Genomic DNA, 17,263 nt, shown 5'->3' on the forward strand with positions numbered 1-17,263 from the left:
TCTGGGGAACAGTTGTGCTTATTTCCGAAAAAAGGTATGATAAATATACGAAGCATGAGGAGATGAACTGGGACGATGGCTGAAAGAAACGAAAGGAAAGCAGCACTTGAGAGTGCTTTGCGCCAGATTGAAAAACAGTTTGGAAAAGGTTCGATTATGAGACTGGGTGAACAACCGGATCAGCGCGTGTCTACTGTATCCAGCGGTTCACTGGCTTTGGATATTGCAATGGGGGTTGGCGGTTATCCCCGCGGCAGAATTATTGAGATTTATGGACCTGAATCTTCAGGTAAAACAACTGTAGCGCTCCACGCGATTGCAGAAGTACAGAAGAACGGAGGACAGGCAGCGTTTATTGATGCGGAACATGCGCTGGATCCTGTTTATGCAGAAAATCTGGGTGTGAACATTGATGAACTGCTTCTTTCACAGCCGGATACCGGCGAACAGGCACTCGAGATCGCTGAAGCGTTAGTCAGAAGCGGTGCTATTGATATCATTGTAATCGACTCGGTCGCCGCATTAGTCCCTAAAGCTGAAATTGAAGGCGAGATGGGCGATGCTCATGTTGGGCTTCAGGCACGGCTGATGTCACAAGCTCTGAGAAAGCTCTCAGGTGCAATCAGTAAGTCAAAAACGACAGCGATATTCATTAATCAGATCCGTGAAAAAGTGGGCGTGATGTTTGGCAATCCTGAAACAACCCCCGGTGGGCGTGCACTGAAATTTTATGCGTCCGTCCGTCTTGAGGTCCGCCGCGCTGAGACTCTGAAGATAGGAAATGATATTGTCGGAAACCGTGCAAGGATTAAAGTAGTAAAAAATAAAGTTGCTCCTCCGTTCAAGCAGGCAGAGGTCGACATTATGTATGGACATGGCATTTCCCAGGAAGGAGAAATACTTGATATCGGATCTGATCTGGATATAGTTGAAAAAAGCGGATCCTGGTATTCATTTAATAAAGAACGTCTCGGTCAGGGACGTGAGAATGCCAAGTTGTTTTTGAAAGAAAATGAACCGATTAAAGAAGCAATCAAGGCTAAGATACGGGATCATTACCATCTCGATGAAGATGATCAGGATGAGCATGCAGATGAATCGTCTCCTGATGAAAATCAGCAGCCTGCAGGGCAAGAACTGGATTGAAAATTACCTTGTAATATTTTATTGACTAGAGGGAAGATTGTGCCTGTCTCAGTTTATGGCGCAGTCTTCTTTTATTTATTTACTATATTTGTATCGGAGGAGGTTCCCACCTCTGAACTATGTACATAAAGAGGTAGATCAATAAACGATGGCTTGTGCACAACAATGACACTAATCTTGCTCGGGCCAGCACAAGGTTGACAACCCAAATACGCAATTATAAAATAAACTTGTAACGATTTGGTTACTGACTTTACGAATATGTAAATATTTTTGCCAGTAAGTGCTTGAAAAGCTGACATAGGGCTTATATTGGAGCTTAACGTCCATTGGAACAAGCGGTTTCCGAACGTTTAGCCAGCGTATGTGGCAATACAGCGCATGGACCTGCTCCGGATATTCTTTATCGATCCTTTATTGAGCGCTATTCAAAAAAGTTAAAGCAATTGGTTTACTTTTTCGCGATACGGAAAAGCAAGGAGGTGAAATGATGAGTATTATTATTATCATCTCCATTGTGCTGATCTCTGTAGTTTGTCTGTTTGTTGGTTATTATTTCCGAAAAAAAATTGCTGAGGCAAAAATTGCTTCCGCTGAGACAGCGGCACATCAGATTGTGGAAGATGCACACCGCGATGCTGAAGCACTGAAGAAAGAATCACTTCTTGAAGCCAAAGAAGAAATTCACACGATCAGGTCTCAGACAGAAAACGAAGCCCGGGAACGTAGAAATGAACTTCAAAGGCAGGAAAACCGCCTGGTTCAGAAAGAGGACCTGCTGGATCGCAAAAGCGAATCTCTTGACAATAAAGAAAGTTCATTGGAAAAAAGGGAGGAAGCACTTAGCAAGAAACATCGACAAATTGAAGAGACGCAAGGCAAAGTGGAGGAAATTCTGCAAAAGCAGCAGGAGGAGCTGGAACGGATTTCTGGTCTGACCAATGAGGAGGCCAAGGAATTGATCCTCAGAGATGTCAGGCGGGAAACAACACGAGAGGCTGCTCAGATTGCAAAGGAAATCGAGACGAGAGCGAAAGAAGATGCTGAAAAGAAAGCTAAAAGCATTCTTTCACTCGCTATTCAAAGATGCGCGGCAGACCATGTTGCGGAAACAACAGTATCAGTTGTCAACCTCCCTAATGATGAGATGAAAGGGCGTATTATCGGTCGCGAGGGGCGTAATATCCGTACACTTGAAACACTGACCGGTATTGACCTGATTATTGACGACACACCCGAAGCAGTCATTCTTTCAGGGTTTGATCCGATACGTCGTGAAGTAGCAAGGATTGCTTTGGAGAAGCTGGTTCAGGATGGTCGCATTCATCCGGCTCGAATCGAAGAAATGGTTGAAAAGGCCCGTCATGAAGTAGACGAAAAGATTCGTGATTATGGGGAACAGACGACTTTTGAAGTTGGAATCCACAGCCTGCATCCGGATTTGATTAAGATTCTCGGCCGATTGCACTTCCGTACGAGTTACGGCCAGAATGTACTGAAACATTCGGTAGAAGTTGCATTTCTGACGGGTATGATGGCAGCCGAGCTGGGTGAGGATGAGATGCTTGCCAGACGCGCCGGCTTGCTTCATGACATCGGGAAAGCCATTGATCACGAAGTTGAGGGCAGCCATGTTGAGATTGGCGTTGAACTTGCGACTAAGTATAAGGAACATCCTGTCGTAGTCAATAGTATCGCTTCGCACCATGGTGATACAGAGGCCACATCGGTAATTTCCGTGCTTGTCGCTGCCGCCGATGCATTGTCTGCGGCACGTCCGGGTGCACGTCGTGAAACCCTGGAAACCTATATTCACCGTCTGGAAAAACTCGAGGAAATTTCAGAGTCATTTGAAGGCGTTGAAAAGTCCTACGCGATACAGGCAGGACGCGAGATTCGTATCATTGTTCAACCGGATATTATTGATGACGCAAAGTCCTTCCAGCTTGCGCATGATATTACCAAGAAGATTGAAGATGAACTGGACTATCCTGGAAATATTAAGGTCACAGTTATTCGCGAAACACGAGCTGTTGAGTATGCAAAGTAAAAGAAAGCGGCGATCAGCCGCTTTCTTTTACTATCTGCCGATGTTTACTGAGACAGGTTTACTGTAGTAAACAAAAGTTGACGTTTTTTTAAGGAAAAGAGAGGTTTATATGAAATTATTATTTGTCGGAGATATATACGGGAGAACAGGGCGGGAGATGCTTGAGGAATATTTGCCCAAAATGAAGAACCGTTATCATCCGAACCTGACGATTGTAAATGCTGAAAATTCAGCCCACGGAAAGGGTATAACGAAGAAAATTTATACTCAATTACTGGAAATGGGAGCAGACATCCTGACAATGGGCAACCATACGTGGGACAATCGTGAAATTTTTGAATTTATCGATGATGCGAAGAAAATTGTTCGACCGGCAAACTTTCCGGAGGGCACACCGGGTACCGGAATGCGCATCATCCAGGTTAATCAGTTGTCAGTTGCTGTTATCAATCTGCAGGGGCGTGTTTTTCTACCCCCAATTGATGATCCGTTTCGCACTGCAGACCGGCTTATTACTGAAGCACGGAAGAAAACGAATTTCATTTTCGTCGATATTCACGCTGAAACAACGAGTGAAAAATTGGCGCTGGGCTGGTATCTCGACGGTAGAGTTTCTGCAGTTATCGGGACGCATACCCATGTCCAGACAGCTGATGAGCGCATATTCCCTCAGGGTACAGCTTTTCTTTCCGATGTTGGCATGACCGGTCCTTACAATGGAATTATTGGTGTTGAAAGAGCAGCGGTAACCAAAAGGTTCCTGACCGCAATGCCGGTACGGTTCGAAAGTGATCAGGGGCCAGGGCAGCTCGGCGCGGTGCTCATATCGATTGATAATCAGTCGGGCCGTGCTGTAAAGATCGAAAGAATATTGATCAACGATGACCATCCCTTTTTTGATTGATGGCCTTCGGACCGAAAGGGCTAGTGAATGGGTGGATAAATGTCAGGCATAGTCATCCTGCTGAGGAATATAGTTTATTATGGGCAATCCTCATAAGGAGATGACAATAGGAAAATGGACGTGTTGAAAGTTTCAGCAAAATCTATACCTAACTCTGTTGCCGGTGCCCTTGCACATGCAATGAGGGAGCAAAAAACGGCAGAAATTCAGGCGATCGGGGCCGGTGCCCTGAATCAGGCGGTCAAAGCGGTGGCGATTGCCAGAGGTTTTGTCGCCCCCAGCGGACTAGATCTGATTTGTATTCCGGCTTTTACTGATATTTTAATTGACGGCGAGGAGCGAACGGCGATCAAATTAATCATTGAACCGCGCTGATTTGCGGAAAACATGTGTAGCCCATTAATCTGGAAATGCGGATGCTCTTATCGTTCAATCGATCAACAAACAAGAAACCGGGCCTTTTCACCCGGTTTCTTTTATTGTAAAAAATTGTATTGTATGATATCATAACAATATAAAATAGAAATCGAAATGATAAGGGGACGAACACGTTGACGGAAAAAAGTGTCTGGAAGATTAACGGATTTATTGGTATGTTGGCTATTTTGCTGCTGGTTGCTCTTGGTGCGGGTGCAGCGGCTTTACAGATTATTTGGGCGGCGCTGGTCTTCTGGTTTTTCGCAATTGTTTTGATTACAGGGCTAACGATCATTCCACCGAACAAAACAAAAGTCGTTACTTTTTTCGGACGTTACAGCGGAAGTGCCCGTGACAATGGAATTTACTTAACGATTCCGCTGACCACGCGAAGAACCGTATCGCTTCGAGTACGTAATTTTAACAGCCAAAAACTGAAAGTCAATGATGTTGAAGGCAATCCTATAGAAATCGCTGCGGTTGTCGTTTTCAAAGTTGTAGATTCCGCTAAAGCTTTATTTGATGTCGATAATTATCGCCAGTTCGTCGAAATTCAGAGCGAGACCGCCGTTCGCCATATCGCGTCCCAATATCCTTACGATAACTTTGAAGAAGAAGGCTTTTCACTCAGAAGCAACGGAGCGGAAATCTCAAAGTTGTTAAAGGAAGAACTGCAGGAAAGACTTGTCCTCGCCGGAGTCGAGGTGATTGAAACCAGACTGACTCATCTGGCTTATTCAACGGAGGTAGCTCAGGCTATGCTGCAACGTCAGCAGGCTTCGGCAATCATTTCCGCCCGCCAAAAAATTGTGGAGGGTGCCGTTGGGATGGCTCAGATGGCGATTCAGCGACTCGAGGATGAACACGTTCTTGAACTCGATGAGGAACGCAAGGTTAATATGGTTAACAATCTGATGGTTGCCATTGTTTCAGACAAAGCAACGCAGCCGGTGATCAATACTGGAAGCCTGTATTAATAAATGGGGCTTTTCGATGGCTAAGAAAAAAAGCTTTTTATTACGAATCGATCCCGAGCTATATGTTACTCTGCAGCAATGGGCGGATGATGAGTTTCGCAGTGTGAATGCCCAAATTGAATTTCTTTTGCGCGGAGCTGTCAGGCGTTCGGGAAGAAAAGCAGACGGAGAAGACAAGGACTCTGACGAATGATTGCAATGATAAAAGCATTGCAATCAATAGATAAAACGTTTCCACTATTATTTAGTGTATACTATTCATGAATTGACAAATAGGGGGGCGGATGATGACACGCGTGGGAGATTTAATGACCAGAGAAGTGATTACGGTTCATAAAAATGATACAATTCAAACACTGATCAAAGTGATGATCAGGAGCAGAATAGGCGGCGTTCCGGTTGTTAATGAGAGAAGTATACTGACAGGATTTATCAGCGATGGGGATATTCTTCGTGCTATTGCTCCAAAACGGCAGAATATTTACGATTTTTACAGCATAATTTCGGCTGTCAGAGTAGAAATTAGGCCTGAATTGTTAAAGGATCTTCTTGAAAAAAATGTGAAAGATCTGATGAAAAAAAAGAATATTCACTCCGTTTATGCGGACAATGAACTAGACGCTGTTCTGCGGGCACTGTCGCATGCGCATATCAAAAAAGTCCCTGTCACAGATGATGAAAAGCATGTTGTCGGTATCATCAGCCGCAGTGATATCATCCGCCATGTCGGTGAACAGGCAGTCAATTATAAATAAATTGCTGGAAGCTTAATAATTATTGCAATCGATACAAAAAGAGCAGAAGGGAAGGACAATTCTCTTCTGCTCTTTTCCTATAGAGAGGAACGTGCCCTACTGATAGGATTCGGCGCAGTATCGGAATGCAGAATACATAGATTGAAATAAGAAATTTCTGTTATGGGCTAAAATGTCCATCAGGCACATATTCCTACCATATGGCATGTGGATCTAATATATTTACAGCAGCATGATCTGCTGCACGAATAATCAGTCAGAGTTCTGAATACAGCATCAACTTAAAAATGATTGAAAGGCTAATATATTGATCACGCATTCAGGTTTCATTAGAAAATGTTTGTTCTGAGATGTTTGTTCTGGCTGAAAATCCGTAGTCTCTTGGTTTTACCTTGCTCGCAGCGGGCATATTGCGGAGCACGGGCGTCAGAGCCACGTAAACTGAGTAGAAGAGAAATCCAAAACTTGAGAAGGTAAATATCGCACTGGGCCCAAACAGAGCGCTGAATGTCCCGCCTGCGAGTGCACCGAGCGGCATCATGCAGGTTGCAATGCTTGCCACGACTGACATAACACGTGCCAGAAGATCTTTAGGTACGAGATTCTGCATCACCGTGGCATTAATTACATTATTACAACCAAGCGGAATCAAGCTTGCAGAAAACAGCAATATTCTCATCAGGCTGTTTGGAGTCAGAGCTGCGCTGATCCATAGGCAAAAACCGATCAGATAGCCGAATGTCAGCATTTTTCCGACAGCGATTTTTTCAAAGAATCCTGCACACAGCGCACCAACGAGGCTGCCGACAGCCATTCCGGCCAGCATCAGTCCATAGATCCATGAACCTCCGAGAAAATTAGCATAGGAGGGAAGCGATGCTGTCAGTGCGCCGAGAGAGAAATTCGTGACTTGTCCGGAGATGATCATTCTTCCGATCACTGAGTGAAAAACAATATGAAATCCCTCTTTGAGATCAGAAAAGTAGATCCGAATCTGCTGATGGACCGAAGTCCTGTGAACAGATTGCGAGGCACTCGGAAGTGAAAGCATTGAAAAAAGAATCACAGCGATAAGAAATGTGATGATATCAGCCGTGTAGATGGAAATCGCCCCAACAAGTGCAACAAGGACGCCGCCAACCGCATTGAAGACGGACTCGGTTCCCTGATAAGCGAGGGCCATAGCCGAATTCGCCCGAACTCTCTGTTCTTTCTTTAGAATATGGGGGATGAGCGCATTCTCTGCGGGGAAGGAAAACTGGCTTAGAAAAGAAACGATGGGCATAACGACGAGGATGAGGGTCACAGAGAGCCTGCCGCTTAAAGAAGCAATAGGAATCAGGGAGAGGATAGCAGCCTGAAGGAACTGAGTGGTGATCAAAAGCTTTTGTATCGAATACCTGTCAAGAATGGGGCCGACGGTAAATTGAAAGGCACGTGGAAAGAGCGTCAGGAAACCGGCAAGACCGGAATAAAAAGCCGATCCCCCCAACCTGTAGACGAGCCACATTGCAGCTACATAGTACATGCTGTCACCGATATTGGCAATCAGCCGCGCAGAGAAAAGCAAACTAAAATTCTTATTGTGCAGTAAGCCGTTCAATTTTCAGGACTTCCTTTTTGTCGATGAGAAAGCTAAAGCTAGAATATGAACCCGCCTTCAATCATCTTCATTTCGGAAAATTATAACACATTTATACAGTAATATGGATAATAGATTCATGAAAATAAATGATTTATCTAAATATTGTCCTGAAAAAATAGAAGCTTTACTCAATCTGTAATGTATTCAATGAATCTGCGTGTTTCTGGACGTAGACCATTTCACCGCCATAGTGCCCGGTCAATGTGAGTGTAACCGAACCGGCCAGACAGAGAATCAAAACTGCGGGGGCAATAACTCTCTTTTTAAAAAGAGAGTTAAAAATTTTGAGTGCAACCGCCGCACCAAATAGCAATAAAGTTATTGTTGCATAGGCCTTATGAATGTGCACGAGTGAGCGGTAGCTGTTGCCCCAGTGTGAATACGCAAATTGTTCGGCGCCGTCACCTGATAAATAGGCAATAATACCTGAAAGGAAACCCAGGGATAATAGCAGCAGGGCTGCTCTGTCAAAAAAGTCCTTCTTCCAGATAGCGATTATTTGGAATGCTGTTCCGACAATTAACAGTGCAATTGGAAAATGGACAAGCAATGGGTGAAGCGGTGTTCCAAACACATGAATCATCTCCTTTTGCTTACTGATTCAGCTTACAAAAGGAAACTGAAAAAGAACTGAATTACTCTGCGCTTGCCAGGACGGGCAAACTTACTGTGAAGGTTGTACCGAGTTCCATAGCACTATCAGTGGTGATCGTCCCTTTGTAGGCACTGACGATCTCACTGGCGATTGACAGGCCCAAACCGCTGCCGCCGCTTTGTCTGGCTCTGCCTTTTTCTACCCGGTAAAACCTTTCAAAAACATGTTCTCGCTCTTCTTTTGCGATACCAATACCGGAGTCTTTTACTGAAAAGTTTAACCGCTTTTTATCGCTATTAATCCATATGCTTAATTCAATCCGATCGTATTTTTTTGTATACTTCAAAGCATTGTCAAGAAAAATAGTGAACAGCTGTTTGATTTCCAACGGATTGGCCAGAAGATAAACTTCTTTCTCGGGAATATTACCGGTAAATACTTTACCCTCGTCAATAGACCTTTGTTTGTAAAAGGTGATCATTGGGCGGATCATGCGAATCAGCGGAAAAGTCTTTTTTTCCGCCGTCAATCCGTGGTTGTCGGCACGGGCTAAAGAGAGCAGCTGGCTGATCAGCTTGTCCATGTCTTTAACTTCCGCTTTCAAGTCAACGAGTGTTTCCTTTGAAGACTCAGATAATCGTCCTTTCTCTTCTGCTTCAAAAAATTCCAGCGATGCTGAGAAGACGCTGAGCGGTGTCCGCATTTCATGGCTGGCATCAGCGACAAATGCGCGCTGCTTCTCAAAATTTCGCTTGACAGGAAGCACAGCTCGTCTGGCAAGGAAATGGGCAATGATCACGGAAAGTGTTGCGGCGCATATACCCATTACAAACAAAATTCTGAACCACCATTCAATCTGCTCATGCGTTTTAATGATTTCTTTGGCGATGACGATATATCCAGTCTGTACTCCCTCATGCATAACAGGTTCAATTGCATAAATAATCAATGTATTATGCCCAGAAGATTCTTTAGTCTGTACGATTCCGGTGTATTCCCTGCTTTTCAGCTTTGAAAGAAGAGTGTTCCTTAAGCTCGTTGGCAGTGATCCTCTGTACACAATATCCTTGCCATCTTCTGAAAGAAATGCGGATAAGTAGAGCGAATGCCTGAAAGGGCCGCCCTCAAGGTGATGTGTATCAGCAAATTCAATGGCCTGATCATGGGCAAGATCGTCAACTTGCCAACTTACAGATTGATAAATCATATTCTTAAAAACAAAAAATAAAATAAAAAAAATTGCTGCAAGGGTCAGAAAAAACCAGAGACTGTAAGTCATTGTCAATTTTCTCTCCAGCTGCTTAAACATTGTCGCCCATCCACATGTAACCGAACCCGCGGATCGTTTTTATATAGCTGTTTCGCTTGGTTTGGCCCAGCTTTTTTCTAAGAAGCTTGACGAAAGCTTCCATCGTATTATAAGTGACTTCGCTTTCTTCTTCCCATACTCTGGAAATAATCTGATCCTTCGAAAGAATTCTCCCGGTGTTTTTGACAAAATAAACAAGCAGCTGAAATTCTCTCGGTGTCAGGATAATTGTCTCACTACCCCGTATGATCGTGTGATTCGCCAAATCAATAGTCAGGTCGTGGGAAGTGATAATATCGTGATCGATCGGGAAAAAGTTTCGCCTTGAAAGAGAGCGGATACGTGCGAAGAGCTCTTCGAAAGCGAACGGCTTGGCCAGGTAGTCGTCAGCACCGGCATCCAGTCCGCTCACCCGGTCTTCCAGCCCGCTTCTTGCTGTCAGCATCAATATGGCGCCGCTGTAACCTTCGCTTCGAAGAGTCCTGCTGACCTGAATGCCGTCGCGTTCAGGCAGCATCCAGTCCAGAACAATCACGTCATAGTCGCCGGTCAGTGCCTGATCGCAGGCACTGATTCCATCTTCAACCCAGTCGGCGGTAAACTGTTCCTTTTTAAGCATTTTGACGATTAATTTTCCTAAACGTTGATCATCTTCCGCAAGCAATATTTTCATGACTTAACCCTCATTTTCAACATCTTTATTCTATTATTATATATAAAGTTCGGGTGGTTAAAAAGGGTATGACTTTTTCTCCATTTTCAGCTGAGTTGAGATCTCTTTCAATAAAAAGGTGAGTTTGCTATAATTTACTGATGATACTAATTTCTAAATAGGTTGTTCGAAAAGCCGTCGAATGATAAACAGCGAATTTTTTTATTAACTCGTTTTTCCTGTGTCGTCTTTTCGTACGGACTTTAATTAAAGGGGGATCTGCTGTGGTTGAGTCAAAGTTCAGCAAAGTGGATTTTTCGAAATACTTTCAACCGCCTTCTCTGAAAGACGCACGGAGACGTCGCAGAGAGCCGGTTCATATTATAAATGATTTCAGTATTCCGGAAGAAATGAAGACCATTGGCAAGGGTAGAAAATACTTGATTGAGACATATGGATGCCAGATGAATGAAGCTGATACCGAGGTGATGGCGGGCATTCTCGAAAAAATGGCTTATCTTGAGACCGAAGATGCCAGCCAGGCTGATGTGATTCTGATCAACACTTGTGCGATCCGTGAAAATGCGGAGAACCGGGTATTCGGACACATTGGGCGTATGAAGCAGCTGAAACTGGAGAAGCCGGGACTGATTATTGGACTGTGCGGCTGTATGGCACAGGAAGAAACCGTCGTCAACAAGGTATTGCAAACGTACCCACAGGTTGATCTGATTTTTGGTACGCATAATATTCACAGATTGCCGCAGCTGCTGCAGGAGGCCTTGTTCAGCAAGGAAATGGTCATTGAGGTCTGGTCCAAGGAAGGTGATGTCGTTGAAAACCTTCCGATCGCAAGGCACGGACACTTTCAGGCGTGGGTCAATATTATGTTCGGCTGCGATAAGTTCTGTACGTACTGCATTGTGCCTTATACCCGTGGCAAAGAACGGAGCCGCCGTCCCGAAGAAATTATCAATGAAGTACGGGATCTGGCGCGGCGCGGATACAAAGAGATTACACTGCTCGGACAGAATGTCAACGCATATGGGAAAGATTTAAAGGATCTCGATCATTATGGTCTTGGCAAGCTGATGGATGAAATCCGGAAAATTGGAATTCCTCGCGTCCGCTTTACAACAAGCCATCCAAAAGATTTCGATGATCATTTGATCGAGGTTCTCGGCAAGGGAGGGAACCTCTGCGAACATATTCATCTGCCTGTCCAGTCTGGAAATTCGGATATTCTGAAGATCATGGGGCGCGGCTATACGCGCGAACGTTATCTGGATCTTTTTCACAAGATCAGAAATGGAGTTCCGAACGCCTCTTTTACAACAGATATTATTGTTGGTTTTCCGAACGAAACGGAAGAACAGTTTGAAGATACCCTGTCTCTTGTAAAGGAGTGCCGCTTCGACGGAGCCTACACTTTTATCTATTCACCGCGTGCGGGAACGCCTGCAGCGCGGATGAAAGACAATGTGCCGATGGATGTCAAAAAGGAACGGTTGCAGCGCCTGAACCGGCTGGTAGACAAGCTGGCCGCTGAAAGTAATGCCCAGTATCAGGATCAGGTTGTGGAAGTACTGGTCGAAGGTGAGAGCCGCAAGAATGCTGACGTGCTCTCAGGACATACCAGAACCAATAAAGTCGTCAATTTTACCGGTCCAAAATCATTGATCGGGCAACTTGTCAATGTGAAAATTACCGACGCAAAGATGTGGTCACTGGACGGGGAATGGCAGAAAGAACCCGAGGTAGCCGGGCGATGAACGATTATTTTTCAAATGAGGAAATTCTGGCAAAAGCGAAAGAAGTTGCCAAACACTTGTCTTCTACGGAACAGGTCAGGTTTTATAAACAAGCCGAGGAAAAAATCAGTGCGAATCAGAAAGTGCAAGCCTTGGTTGATGAAATAAAAAAATATCAGAAAGAGTCTGTCAATCTGCAGCACTTTCAGAAGCATGAAGCATACAGGCAGAATGAGGCAAAGATTGACGAGCTTCAAAAGGAGCTGGACAGCATTCCTGTTGTCATGGAATTTAAACAGTCACAGGGTGAAGTCAATGATTTTCTGCAGCTGATTGTAAACCTTGTTTCCAGCCGCATTACAGATTCGGGGGAAAATAGTTCGGAGAATATAAAATAGTATTTTAACCGGTAATAGCTATGGATGTCTGCAAAGCCCTGATAAAGAAGAAATTGCCCAACCTTTGGGCGCAGACTAACGGATAGTTGTGAGAGCGATAGATGGTTTTCTCGTGCTTAACTTGTCGCAGGCGCATTTCCAAAGATGGTACATGCATGTTCTTAGTTCAGTCCTCTGTCACCTGGTTCCTTATACCGCTTTTTCTAAATTTGCATATGCTTTCTGTATCAAAAACTCCTTGATGTACAGGGAGTTTTTTTTTCACATGTGTCATTCGCCTTGCATAACATGACAATGAAGAAGGCAAAGGAGGTTTGGACTTTTGGCAGATTATAGAGAAATTATCACAAAGGCCATTTGCGGAAAAGGGAAGAAATCCAGCCAGTCCGCGCATACCGTGACTCCGGCGCACAAACCCTCTAACATCCTGGGGTGCTGGGTCATCAATCATAAATATAAAACGGAATATCAGAAGGATGTAGTCATTGTCGAAGGGACTTACGATATCAATACGTGGTATTCCTACAATAACAATACACGGACGGAAGTCGCCTGTGAAACGGTCAGCTATCGTGACAAGGTACAGCTGAGTCTTCGCGACAAAAACCTGATTTCCGATAAAGTGGAATGCACATGCCGGCCGCTGCAGGAACCGAATTGCCTGGAAGCGAAGATATCGTCAAGCGGCAACAGAGTAGTGGCTCACGTTGAACGGGAATTCCTCGTTGAAGTGATTGGTGAAACCAAAGTCAAGGTGCAAGTGGATGACGATGGCTTGGTTGAAGCAACCCTCGATGACGATGATGATGATGATGAACTTGAGAAAGAATTAAGCGGACTGGATTCCGAATTGCTCACAGATGAAGACGAAGATGAATAAGACTGAGAGGGAGAGCTGACTCCCCCTTTTTTGTGCACGATAAGAAAGTGTAAAATTGGAGATATCACAGGATTTACAACTGTGGTATCTCTTTTTAAGATGAGTGTAGAATTTTGAAGAAGTCGACATCCCTGATTTGGCTTATTTTTCCTGCTTGAGGTCATATGGTCATCGCTCAATTGGACAAAATTGGAAATGAAGTTTTTTATTTGTATTTGTTTAAATTCAACTGAATAGGGCCATAAGTTAAGCCAATTTTAAAGGCTCTATCAAATCAATGAAAGTTCAGCCCAAAGTTATGATAAAAAATCATTTGTGACCAACTACATATAAAAACCGGAATTCAAACTTTTTCCACAAAAAAAGAACGGTTTTTTTCGTTCTTTTTCGCTGTGTCAGATGATTATGTCGGGTGGCTGCTGTTCTCGATCGCTTTCCTGAGCCGCGCTACAGAGTCAAAGAACGCTTTTTTTTCGTCCGGAAGCAGATTCTGATGGCCGTATCTGACTTTTTGATAGTTTCGAACAAGATCCTGATCTGGAAGATGATCGAGACGCTGCAGCCACTCCGTCAGTGATTCCGAGAAATGGCGGCCTGACCCAGCTTTTTCTGCAATTTTCTGGAGATAAAAAATCGCTTTTCTGACTGGGTCTCTTGGCGCTAAGAGATGGCCGAAGAACTGCCTCTTTTCTTTCTTTTCCCCAAATGTGTCTGACTGTACAGCCGATGAGACTGACGCATTGATTTTTATGTCCGCAATACGGAGTTTTCTTTTTCGCAGCCACAGGTAGAAAGTGATAACCAGAATTGTGACCAATGCAAGTGCGATCCACAATCCGTAATGATGCTGCGGATAAATAGGGTGACTCGTTCGATTGCTACTTTCCTGGTTGGCGTTCGAATTCTGCAGTGCTTTCATGGGTTTGATGAGCCTATTCGAATTAGCAAAGTGATTCAGGAAAATCCAGCAAGCATTAAAAATGCTATACAATGCGTTTTTTAAAAGAACATTGAATAGTAAATCATAGATCCATATGAATAAAGGTTTAAGCATGGAGACTATCAATGCCAGGACCGCTGCAGCGAAAATAAACATTGCTGTCAGACCAGGCATATATCGGTTTTCACTGCGATTTTCTACGACCAGGAGAACGTTTAAAACAATCAGTTCTGCCAACAAAACCAGAAAAATAAAGTTGCGATGGCCGATTGGGAAAAAAAGATAATAATAGATGGCTGCAGAAGCAGAAATCAGGAAAAGCAACCATAAGTGGGCCGCATCGCGCCTTTCCAGGCCAATAGATGAAAAATATAGAAAGAGAATTGCGATCAGGCAGGATGGCAGAAAAAGGATATGAAAAAACAGAAAAGCGGCTAAACCAATTGCGACCGAAAGTATCAGAATATTTGACAGTGCAGCCTTTTTCCATTTAAAAAGGCTGACCATAAACGTCGATTGAATGACGGCAAGCACTGCGAGCGGTAAAAAGACCGCCCACTTTGCCGGGCTTAAAGGAAACAGTACTAAATAAGAAAATAGCAAGCAAAAACATGAGTATAAAACTAATGGAAGAAACGGTTGCATTTTAGTCAACGGCTGCACCTCCTGTTTCCATGATCGGAATGAATGCAGCTGAATGTTCTGAAAGCATCAGCTGATAGATCGAATGGCCGTCCGTCAGCAGAGAGTGGAGTTGCTCCCGTACAGTACCCGAAGGATCAAGATCAATGATAAAGATCATCCGTGCGCCGGTCAGACGGGTGCGAATAGCCCGTATCACGCGGTCGACCGGCGTTTTTATTTGCCATTTCTGCATGAATGAAAAGAACTCCAATGCTTTTTTCAGTTGACCGACACCCTGATTTTCCTCAAGGACGGTCATTAACGAAGGCCCCATTGGTTTATTGTTGCAATAGATATCATACGGGTAATGGTGTTTGCACGCATATTCCGCCATAAACGCTGCAGCTGAGAGCTGCCTTTCAAAATCCTCCGTTGTCTGAGTCACGTGGTAATTGGGCGTGGACAAAAATAAAAATGTCCAGGACACCTGAGCTACTTTTTCAAACGTCTTTGTTTGAAGTTTTCCAAGCCGGGCACTTGCCTTCCAATGAATGTGCCTGAATGGATCTGAATGTGCATAATCCCGAATCCCGGCGGGCAGTGTGTAGTCTTTAAAAAGTGACTGTGAAGCAGGATCGAACCCAAGATTTGCGGGCACGATCCGGTTCAGGCTGTGAACAGGTTCTGGTTTGGGATAGACAATGATGCGGGTTCTGATCATTTCATTTGGTCTGAGCGTGCACCGGAACACATGAAAGGGATCCTCGCAGACGATCTCCAGTGTGCGGATTCTGGCTATACCGCGCTGAAGCGCGGTTACCGGGCAGCTGACCTCTGCTTTTTGTTTTGCCCGCATGGCTATTGCAAAACGAAACGTATGTATAGGAATCCCGGTGGGTGCTGCGGCCAGGCTTACGTTCTTGTCTGTGGTCAGCTGCCCGCGGGCAGAAATGAATGGGAGGCCCGAAGTATTGACGAATGTCAGGACAAACTGACTGCTTTCGCCAGTGGAAAGATGTAGAGGCGAGCCTGAGTTGTCCAGGTAAAAATGAGCAATAGTATACTTCAAATACTTTTTTGACAAATAAGCGAGACACAATAAAAAAAGGCCTGTAAGGAGAAGAAGCAAAGTATTCATGAAAAATCCAAGTAAGAAGAAGATCAAACCAAGTGAATAGAGGAATGTCTGAATCTGAGTTTTCTGATCTTCGACGGACCAGTTCATGGATGGCGGACACCCGATTCCACAGGAACTTCAATCTGTTCCATCAGCTGATTCATGATTTGCTGTTTTGTCGTATGCAGATCTCCCTCCATCGACAAGACAAGCCGGTGTGACAGGATGACCGGCGCCATCTCTTTTACATCTTCAGGTACAGCGAAATCTCTCCCGCTTAAAAATGCTTTGCCCTGGACGCCGTGCATTAACGCGAGCGTGCCCCGCGGACTGGCGCCGCTGGCGATCCACTCATGATTTCGGGTCGCACGGACGATTTTCAATAAATAGTCTTCGATCTGTCCGTCAATCTGTACATGTTTTACCTTTTCCTGCAAAGACAAGATTGCATCAGGCGTAAAAACGGGCTTAAGACCTTCGAGCGGATCGTTTTCACGGTATAGGTGCATCATTTCTTTTTCTTCATTTAATGAAGGATATCCGGCCGAAATCTGCATGAAAAAGCGGTCCATCTGGGCTTCGGGGAGGGTGAATGTGCCCTGGGATTCAATCGGGTTCTGAGTGGCAACGACCATGAAAGGCGCATGGATAGGCAGCGTCTCGCCCTCAATCGTTACCTGACGCTCTTCCATCACTTCAAGCAGGCTGGATTGGGCACGCGGTGTCGCACGGTTGATTTCATCCGCCAGCAGAATATTTGTCATCACCGGACCCAGTCTTGTCTCAAACTCCTGACTTTTCGGATTAAAATATTGGATGCCTGTGATGTCTGAAGGAAGAATATCAGGCGTGAACTGAATGCGTTTGAAGGTCCCCTTTATTGATTTGGCCAGGGCTTTTGCCAGCATCGTTTTTCCCGTGCCGGGCACATCCTCCATCAACAGATGGCCGCGACAGATCAGCGCAATCATCATATATTCAACAAGCCTGTCCTTCCCGACAAGGACTTGTCGCACATTCTCTTTCAACTGTTCAAGTTCGTTGATCATGTAAACCCGACCTCCTAGCGTTCTTAGTTTCATTTATTATAACATTGAAGTTCT

17 protein-coding genes are annotated in these 17,263 nt (G+C 44.6%); 10 read left to right on the forward strand and 7 right to left on the reverse strand.

Features of this window, described 5'->3' with window-relative positions:
* Positions 1-75 precede the first annotated feature (75 nt).
* From recA to COP04_RS09425, 7 genes are all read left to right on the forward strand, one after another.
* Entirely contained in the window at positions 76-1,146 is a 1,071-nt protein-coding gene (gene recA, locus COP04_RS09395) for a recombinase RecA (RefSeq protein ID WP_100487741.1), read from the forward strand.
* A 490-nt stretch (positions 1,147-1,636) separates the two neighbouring features.
* The gene (gene rny, locus COP04_RS09400; protein ID WP_193437408.1) at positions 1,637-3,196 is read left to right on the forward strand and encodes a ribonuclease Y; all 1,560 of its coding nucleotides are present in this window, start codon (positions 1,637-1,639) and stop codon (positions 3,194-3,196) included.
* A 109-nt stretch (positions 3,197-3,305) separates the two neighbouring features.
* Positions 3,306-4,100 (forward strand): TIGR00282 family metallophosphoesterase, encoded by a 795-nt coding sequence (locus COP04_RS09405; protein ID WP_100487743.1) that lies wholly within the window; start codon positions 3,306-3,308, stop codon positions 4,098-4,100.
* 114 nt (positions 4,101-4,214) lie between these two features.
* A complete protein-coding gene (locus COP04_RS09410) occupies positions 4,215-4,475 on the forward strand; it encodes a stage V sporulation protein S (protein WP_100487744.1) in 261 nt (86 codons plus the stop codon).
* Positions 4,476-4,651: 176 nt separating this feature from the next.
* Positions 4,652-5,494 (forward strand): SPFH domain-containing protein, encoded by an 843-nt coding sequence (locus COP04_RS09415; RefSeq protein ID WP_100487745.1) that lies wholly within the window; start codon positions 4,652-4,654, stop codon positions 5,492-5,494.
* A gap of 16 nt (positions 5,495-5,510) precedes the next feature.
* Positions 5,511-5,687 (forward strand): type II toxin-antitoxin system antitoxin, encoded by a 177-nt coding sequence (locus COP04_RS09420; RefSeq protein ID WP_100487746.1) that lies wholly within the window; start codon positions 5,511-5,513, stop codon positions 5,685-5,687.
* Between the two features lie 94 nt (positions 5,688-5,781).
* Positions 5,782-6,249, forward strand: a complete 468-nt coding sequence (locus COP04_RS09425) for a CBS domain-containing protein (RefSeq protein WP_100487747.1) — start codon at positions 5,782-5,784, stop codon at positions 6,247-6,249.
* Between the two features lie 319 nt (positions 6,250-6,568).
* On the opposite strand, the gene COP04_RS09430 is transcribed toward COP04_RS09425, so the two are convergent.
* The 4 genes from COP04_RS09430 to COP04_RS09445 form a co-directional block, all read right to left on the reverse strand.
* Positions 6,569-7,852 (reverse strand): MFS transporter, encoded by a 1,284-nt coding sequence (locus tag COP04_RS09430; protein ID WP_100487748.1) that lies wholly within the window; start codon positions 7,850-7,852, stop codon positions 6,569-6,571.
* Positions 7,853-8,018: 166 nt separating this feature from the next.
* Positions 8,019-8,468 (reverse strand): DUF2231 domain-containing protein, encoded by a 450-nt coding sequence (locus COP04_RS09435; protein WP_239984818.1) that lies wholly within the window; start codon positions 8,466-8,468, stop codon positions 8,019-8,021.
* Positions 8,469-8,529: 61 nt separating this feature from the next.
* Entirely contained in the window at positions 8,530-9,798 is a 1,269-nt protein-coding gene (locus COP04_RS09440) for a sensor histidine kinase (protein WP_100487750.1), read from the reverse strand.
* The gene (locus tag COP04_RS09445) at positions 9,791-10,471 is read right to left on the reverse strand and encodes a response regulator transcription factor (RefSeq protein WP_100487751.1); all 681 of its coding nucleotides are present in this window, start codon (positions 10,469-10,471) and stop codon (positions 9,791-9,793) included. Before COP04_RS09445 ends, COP04_RS09440 begins: the two co-directional genes overlap by 8 nt.
* Positions 10,472-10,734: 263 nt before the next feature.
* Here COP04_RS09445 and miaB point away from each other — a divergent pair, with 263 nt between their 5' ends.
* The 3 genes from miaB to cotE all read left to right on the forward strand — a co-directional run bounded on the left by miaB (position 10,735) and on the right by cotE (position 13,479).
* Positions 10,735-12,222: a tRNA (N6-isopentenyl adenosine(37)-C2)-methylthiotransferase MiaB gene (gene miaB / locus COP04_RS09450; protein ID WP_100487752.1), complete on the forward strand. Its 1,488-nt coding sequence runs from the start codon at positions 10,735-10,737 to the stop codon at positions 12,220-12,222.
* A complete protein-coding gene (locus COP04_RS09455; RefSeq protein ID WP_100487753.1) occupies positions 12,219-12,599 on the forward strand; it encodes a YlbF/YmcA family competence regulator in 381 nt (126 codons plus the stop codon). The genes miaB and COP04_RS09455 overlap by 4 nt, the downstream gene beginning before the upstream one ends.
* A gap of 322 nt (positions 12,600-12,921) precedes the next feature.
* On the forward strand, positions 12,922-13,479 hold the full coding sequence (cotE, locus tag COP04_RS09460) for an outer spore coat protein CotE (protein WP_100487754.1): 558 nt from the start codon (positions 12,922-12,924) through the stop codon (positions 13,477-13,479).
* Between the two features lie 403 nt (positions 13,480-13,882).
* On the opposite strand, the gene COP04_RS09465 is transcribed toward cotE, so the two are convergent.
* Genes COP04_RS09465 through COP04_RS09475 form a run of 3 tightly spaced genes read right to left on the reverse strand, consistent with a single transcriptional unit; the run spans position 13,883 to position 17,209 of the window.
* The gene (locus COP04_RS09465; RefSeq protein WP_100487755.1) at positions 13,883-15,073 is read right to left on the reverse strand and encodes a DUF4129 domain-containing protein; all 1,191 of its coding nucleotides are present in this window, start codon (positions 15,071-15,073) and stop codon (positions 13,883-13,885) included.
* Positions 15,066-16,268 (reverse strand): DUF58 domain-containing protein, encoded by a 1,203-nt coding sequence (locus COP04_RS09470; RefSeq protein WP_100487756.1) that lies wholly within the window; start codon positions 16,266-16,268, stop codon positions 15,066-15,068. Before COP04_RS09470 ends, COP04_RS09465 begins: the two co-directional genes overlap by 8 nt.
* Positions 16,265-17,209, reverse strand: coding sequence for an AAA family ATPase (locus tag COP04_RS09475; RefSeq protein WP_100487757.1), 945 nt, complete (start codon positions 17,207-17,209; stop codon positions 16,265-16,267). The genes COP04_RS09470 and COP04_RS09475 overlap by 4 nt, the downstream gene beginning before the upstream one ends.
* Positions 17,210-17,263 lie beyond the last annotated feature (54 nt).

It is taken from the genome of Sporolactobacillus pectinivorans, assembly GCF_002802965.1.
Classification (GTDB): Bacteria; Bacillota; Bacilli; order Bacillales; family Sporolactobacillaceae; genus Sporolactobacillus; species Sporolactobacillus pectinivorans.

What these genes read in the sequence shown, in the direction of transcription:
- recA (WP_100487741.1), top strand. Translation starts at nt 76, where the DNA reads ATGGCTGAAAGAAACGAAAGGAAAGCAGCACTTGAGAGTGCTTTGCGC.
- rny (WP_193437408.1), top strand. Translation starts at nt 1,637, where the DNA reads ATGAGTATTATTATTATCATCTCCATTGTGCTGATCTCTGTAGTTTGT.
- COP04_RS09405 (WP_100487743.1), top strand. Translation starts at nt 3,306, where the DNA reads ATGAAATTATTATTTGTCGGAGATATATACGGGAGAACAGGGCGGGAG.
- COP04_RS09410 (WP_100487744.1), top strand. Translation starts at nt 4,215, where the DNA reads ATGGACGTGTTGAAAGTTTCAGCAAAATCTATACCTAACTCTGTTGCC.
- COP04_RS09420 (WP_100487746.1), top strand. Translation starts at nt 5,511, where the DNA reads ATGGCTAAGAAAAAAAGCTTTTTATTACGAATCGATCCCGAGCTATAT.
- COP04_RS09425 (WP_100487747.1), top strand. Translation starts at nt 5,782, where the DNA reads ATGACACGCGTGGGAGATTTAATGACCAGAGAAGTGATTACGGTTCAT.
- COP04_RS09440 (WP_100487750.1), bottom strand. Translation starts at nt 9,798, where the DNA reads ATGTTTAAGCAGCTGGAGAGAAAATTGACAATGACTTACAGTCTCTGG.
- COP04_RS09445 (WP_100487751.1), bottom strand. Translation starts at nt 10,471, where the DNA reads ATGAAAATATTGCTTGCGGAAGATGATCAACGTTTAGGAAAATTAATC.
- COP04_RS09455 (WP_100487753.1), top strand. Translation starts at nt 12,219, where the DNA reads ATGAACGATTATTTTTCAAATGAGGAAATTCTGGCAAAAGCGAAAGAA.
- COP04_RS09470 (WP_100487756.1), bottom strand. Translation starts at nt 16,268, where the DNA reads ATGAACTGGTCCGTCGAAGATCAGAAAACTCAGATTCAGACATTCCTC.
- COP04_RS09475 (WP_100487757.1), bottom strand. Translation starts at nt 17,209, where the DNA reads ATGATCAACGAACTTGAACAGTTGAAAGAGAATGTGCGACAAGTCCTT.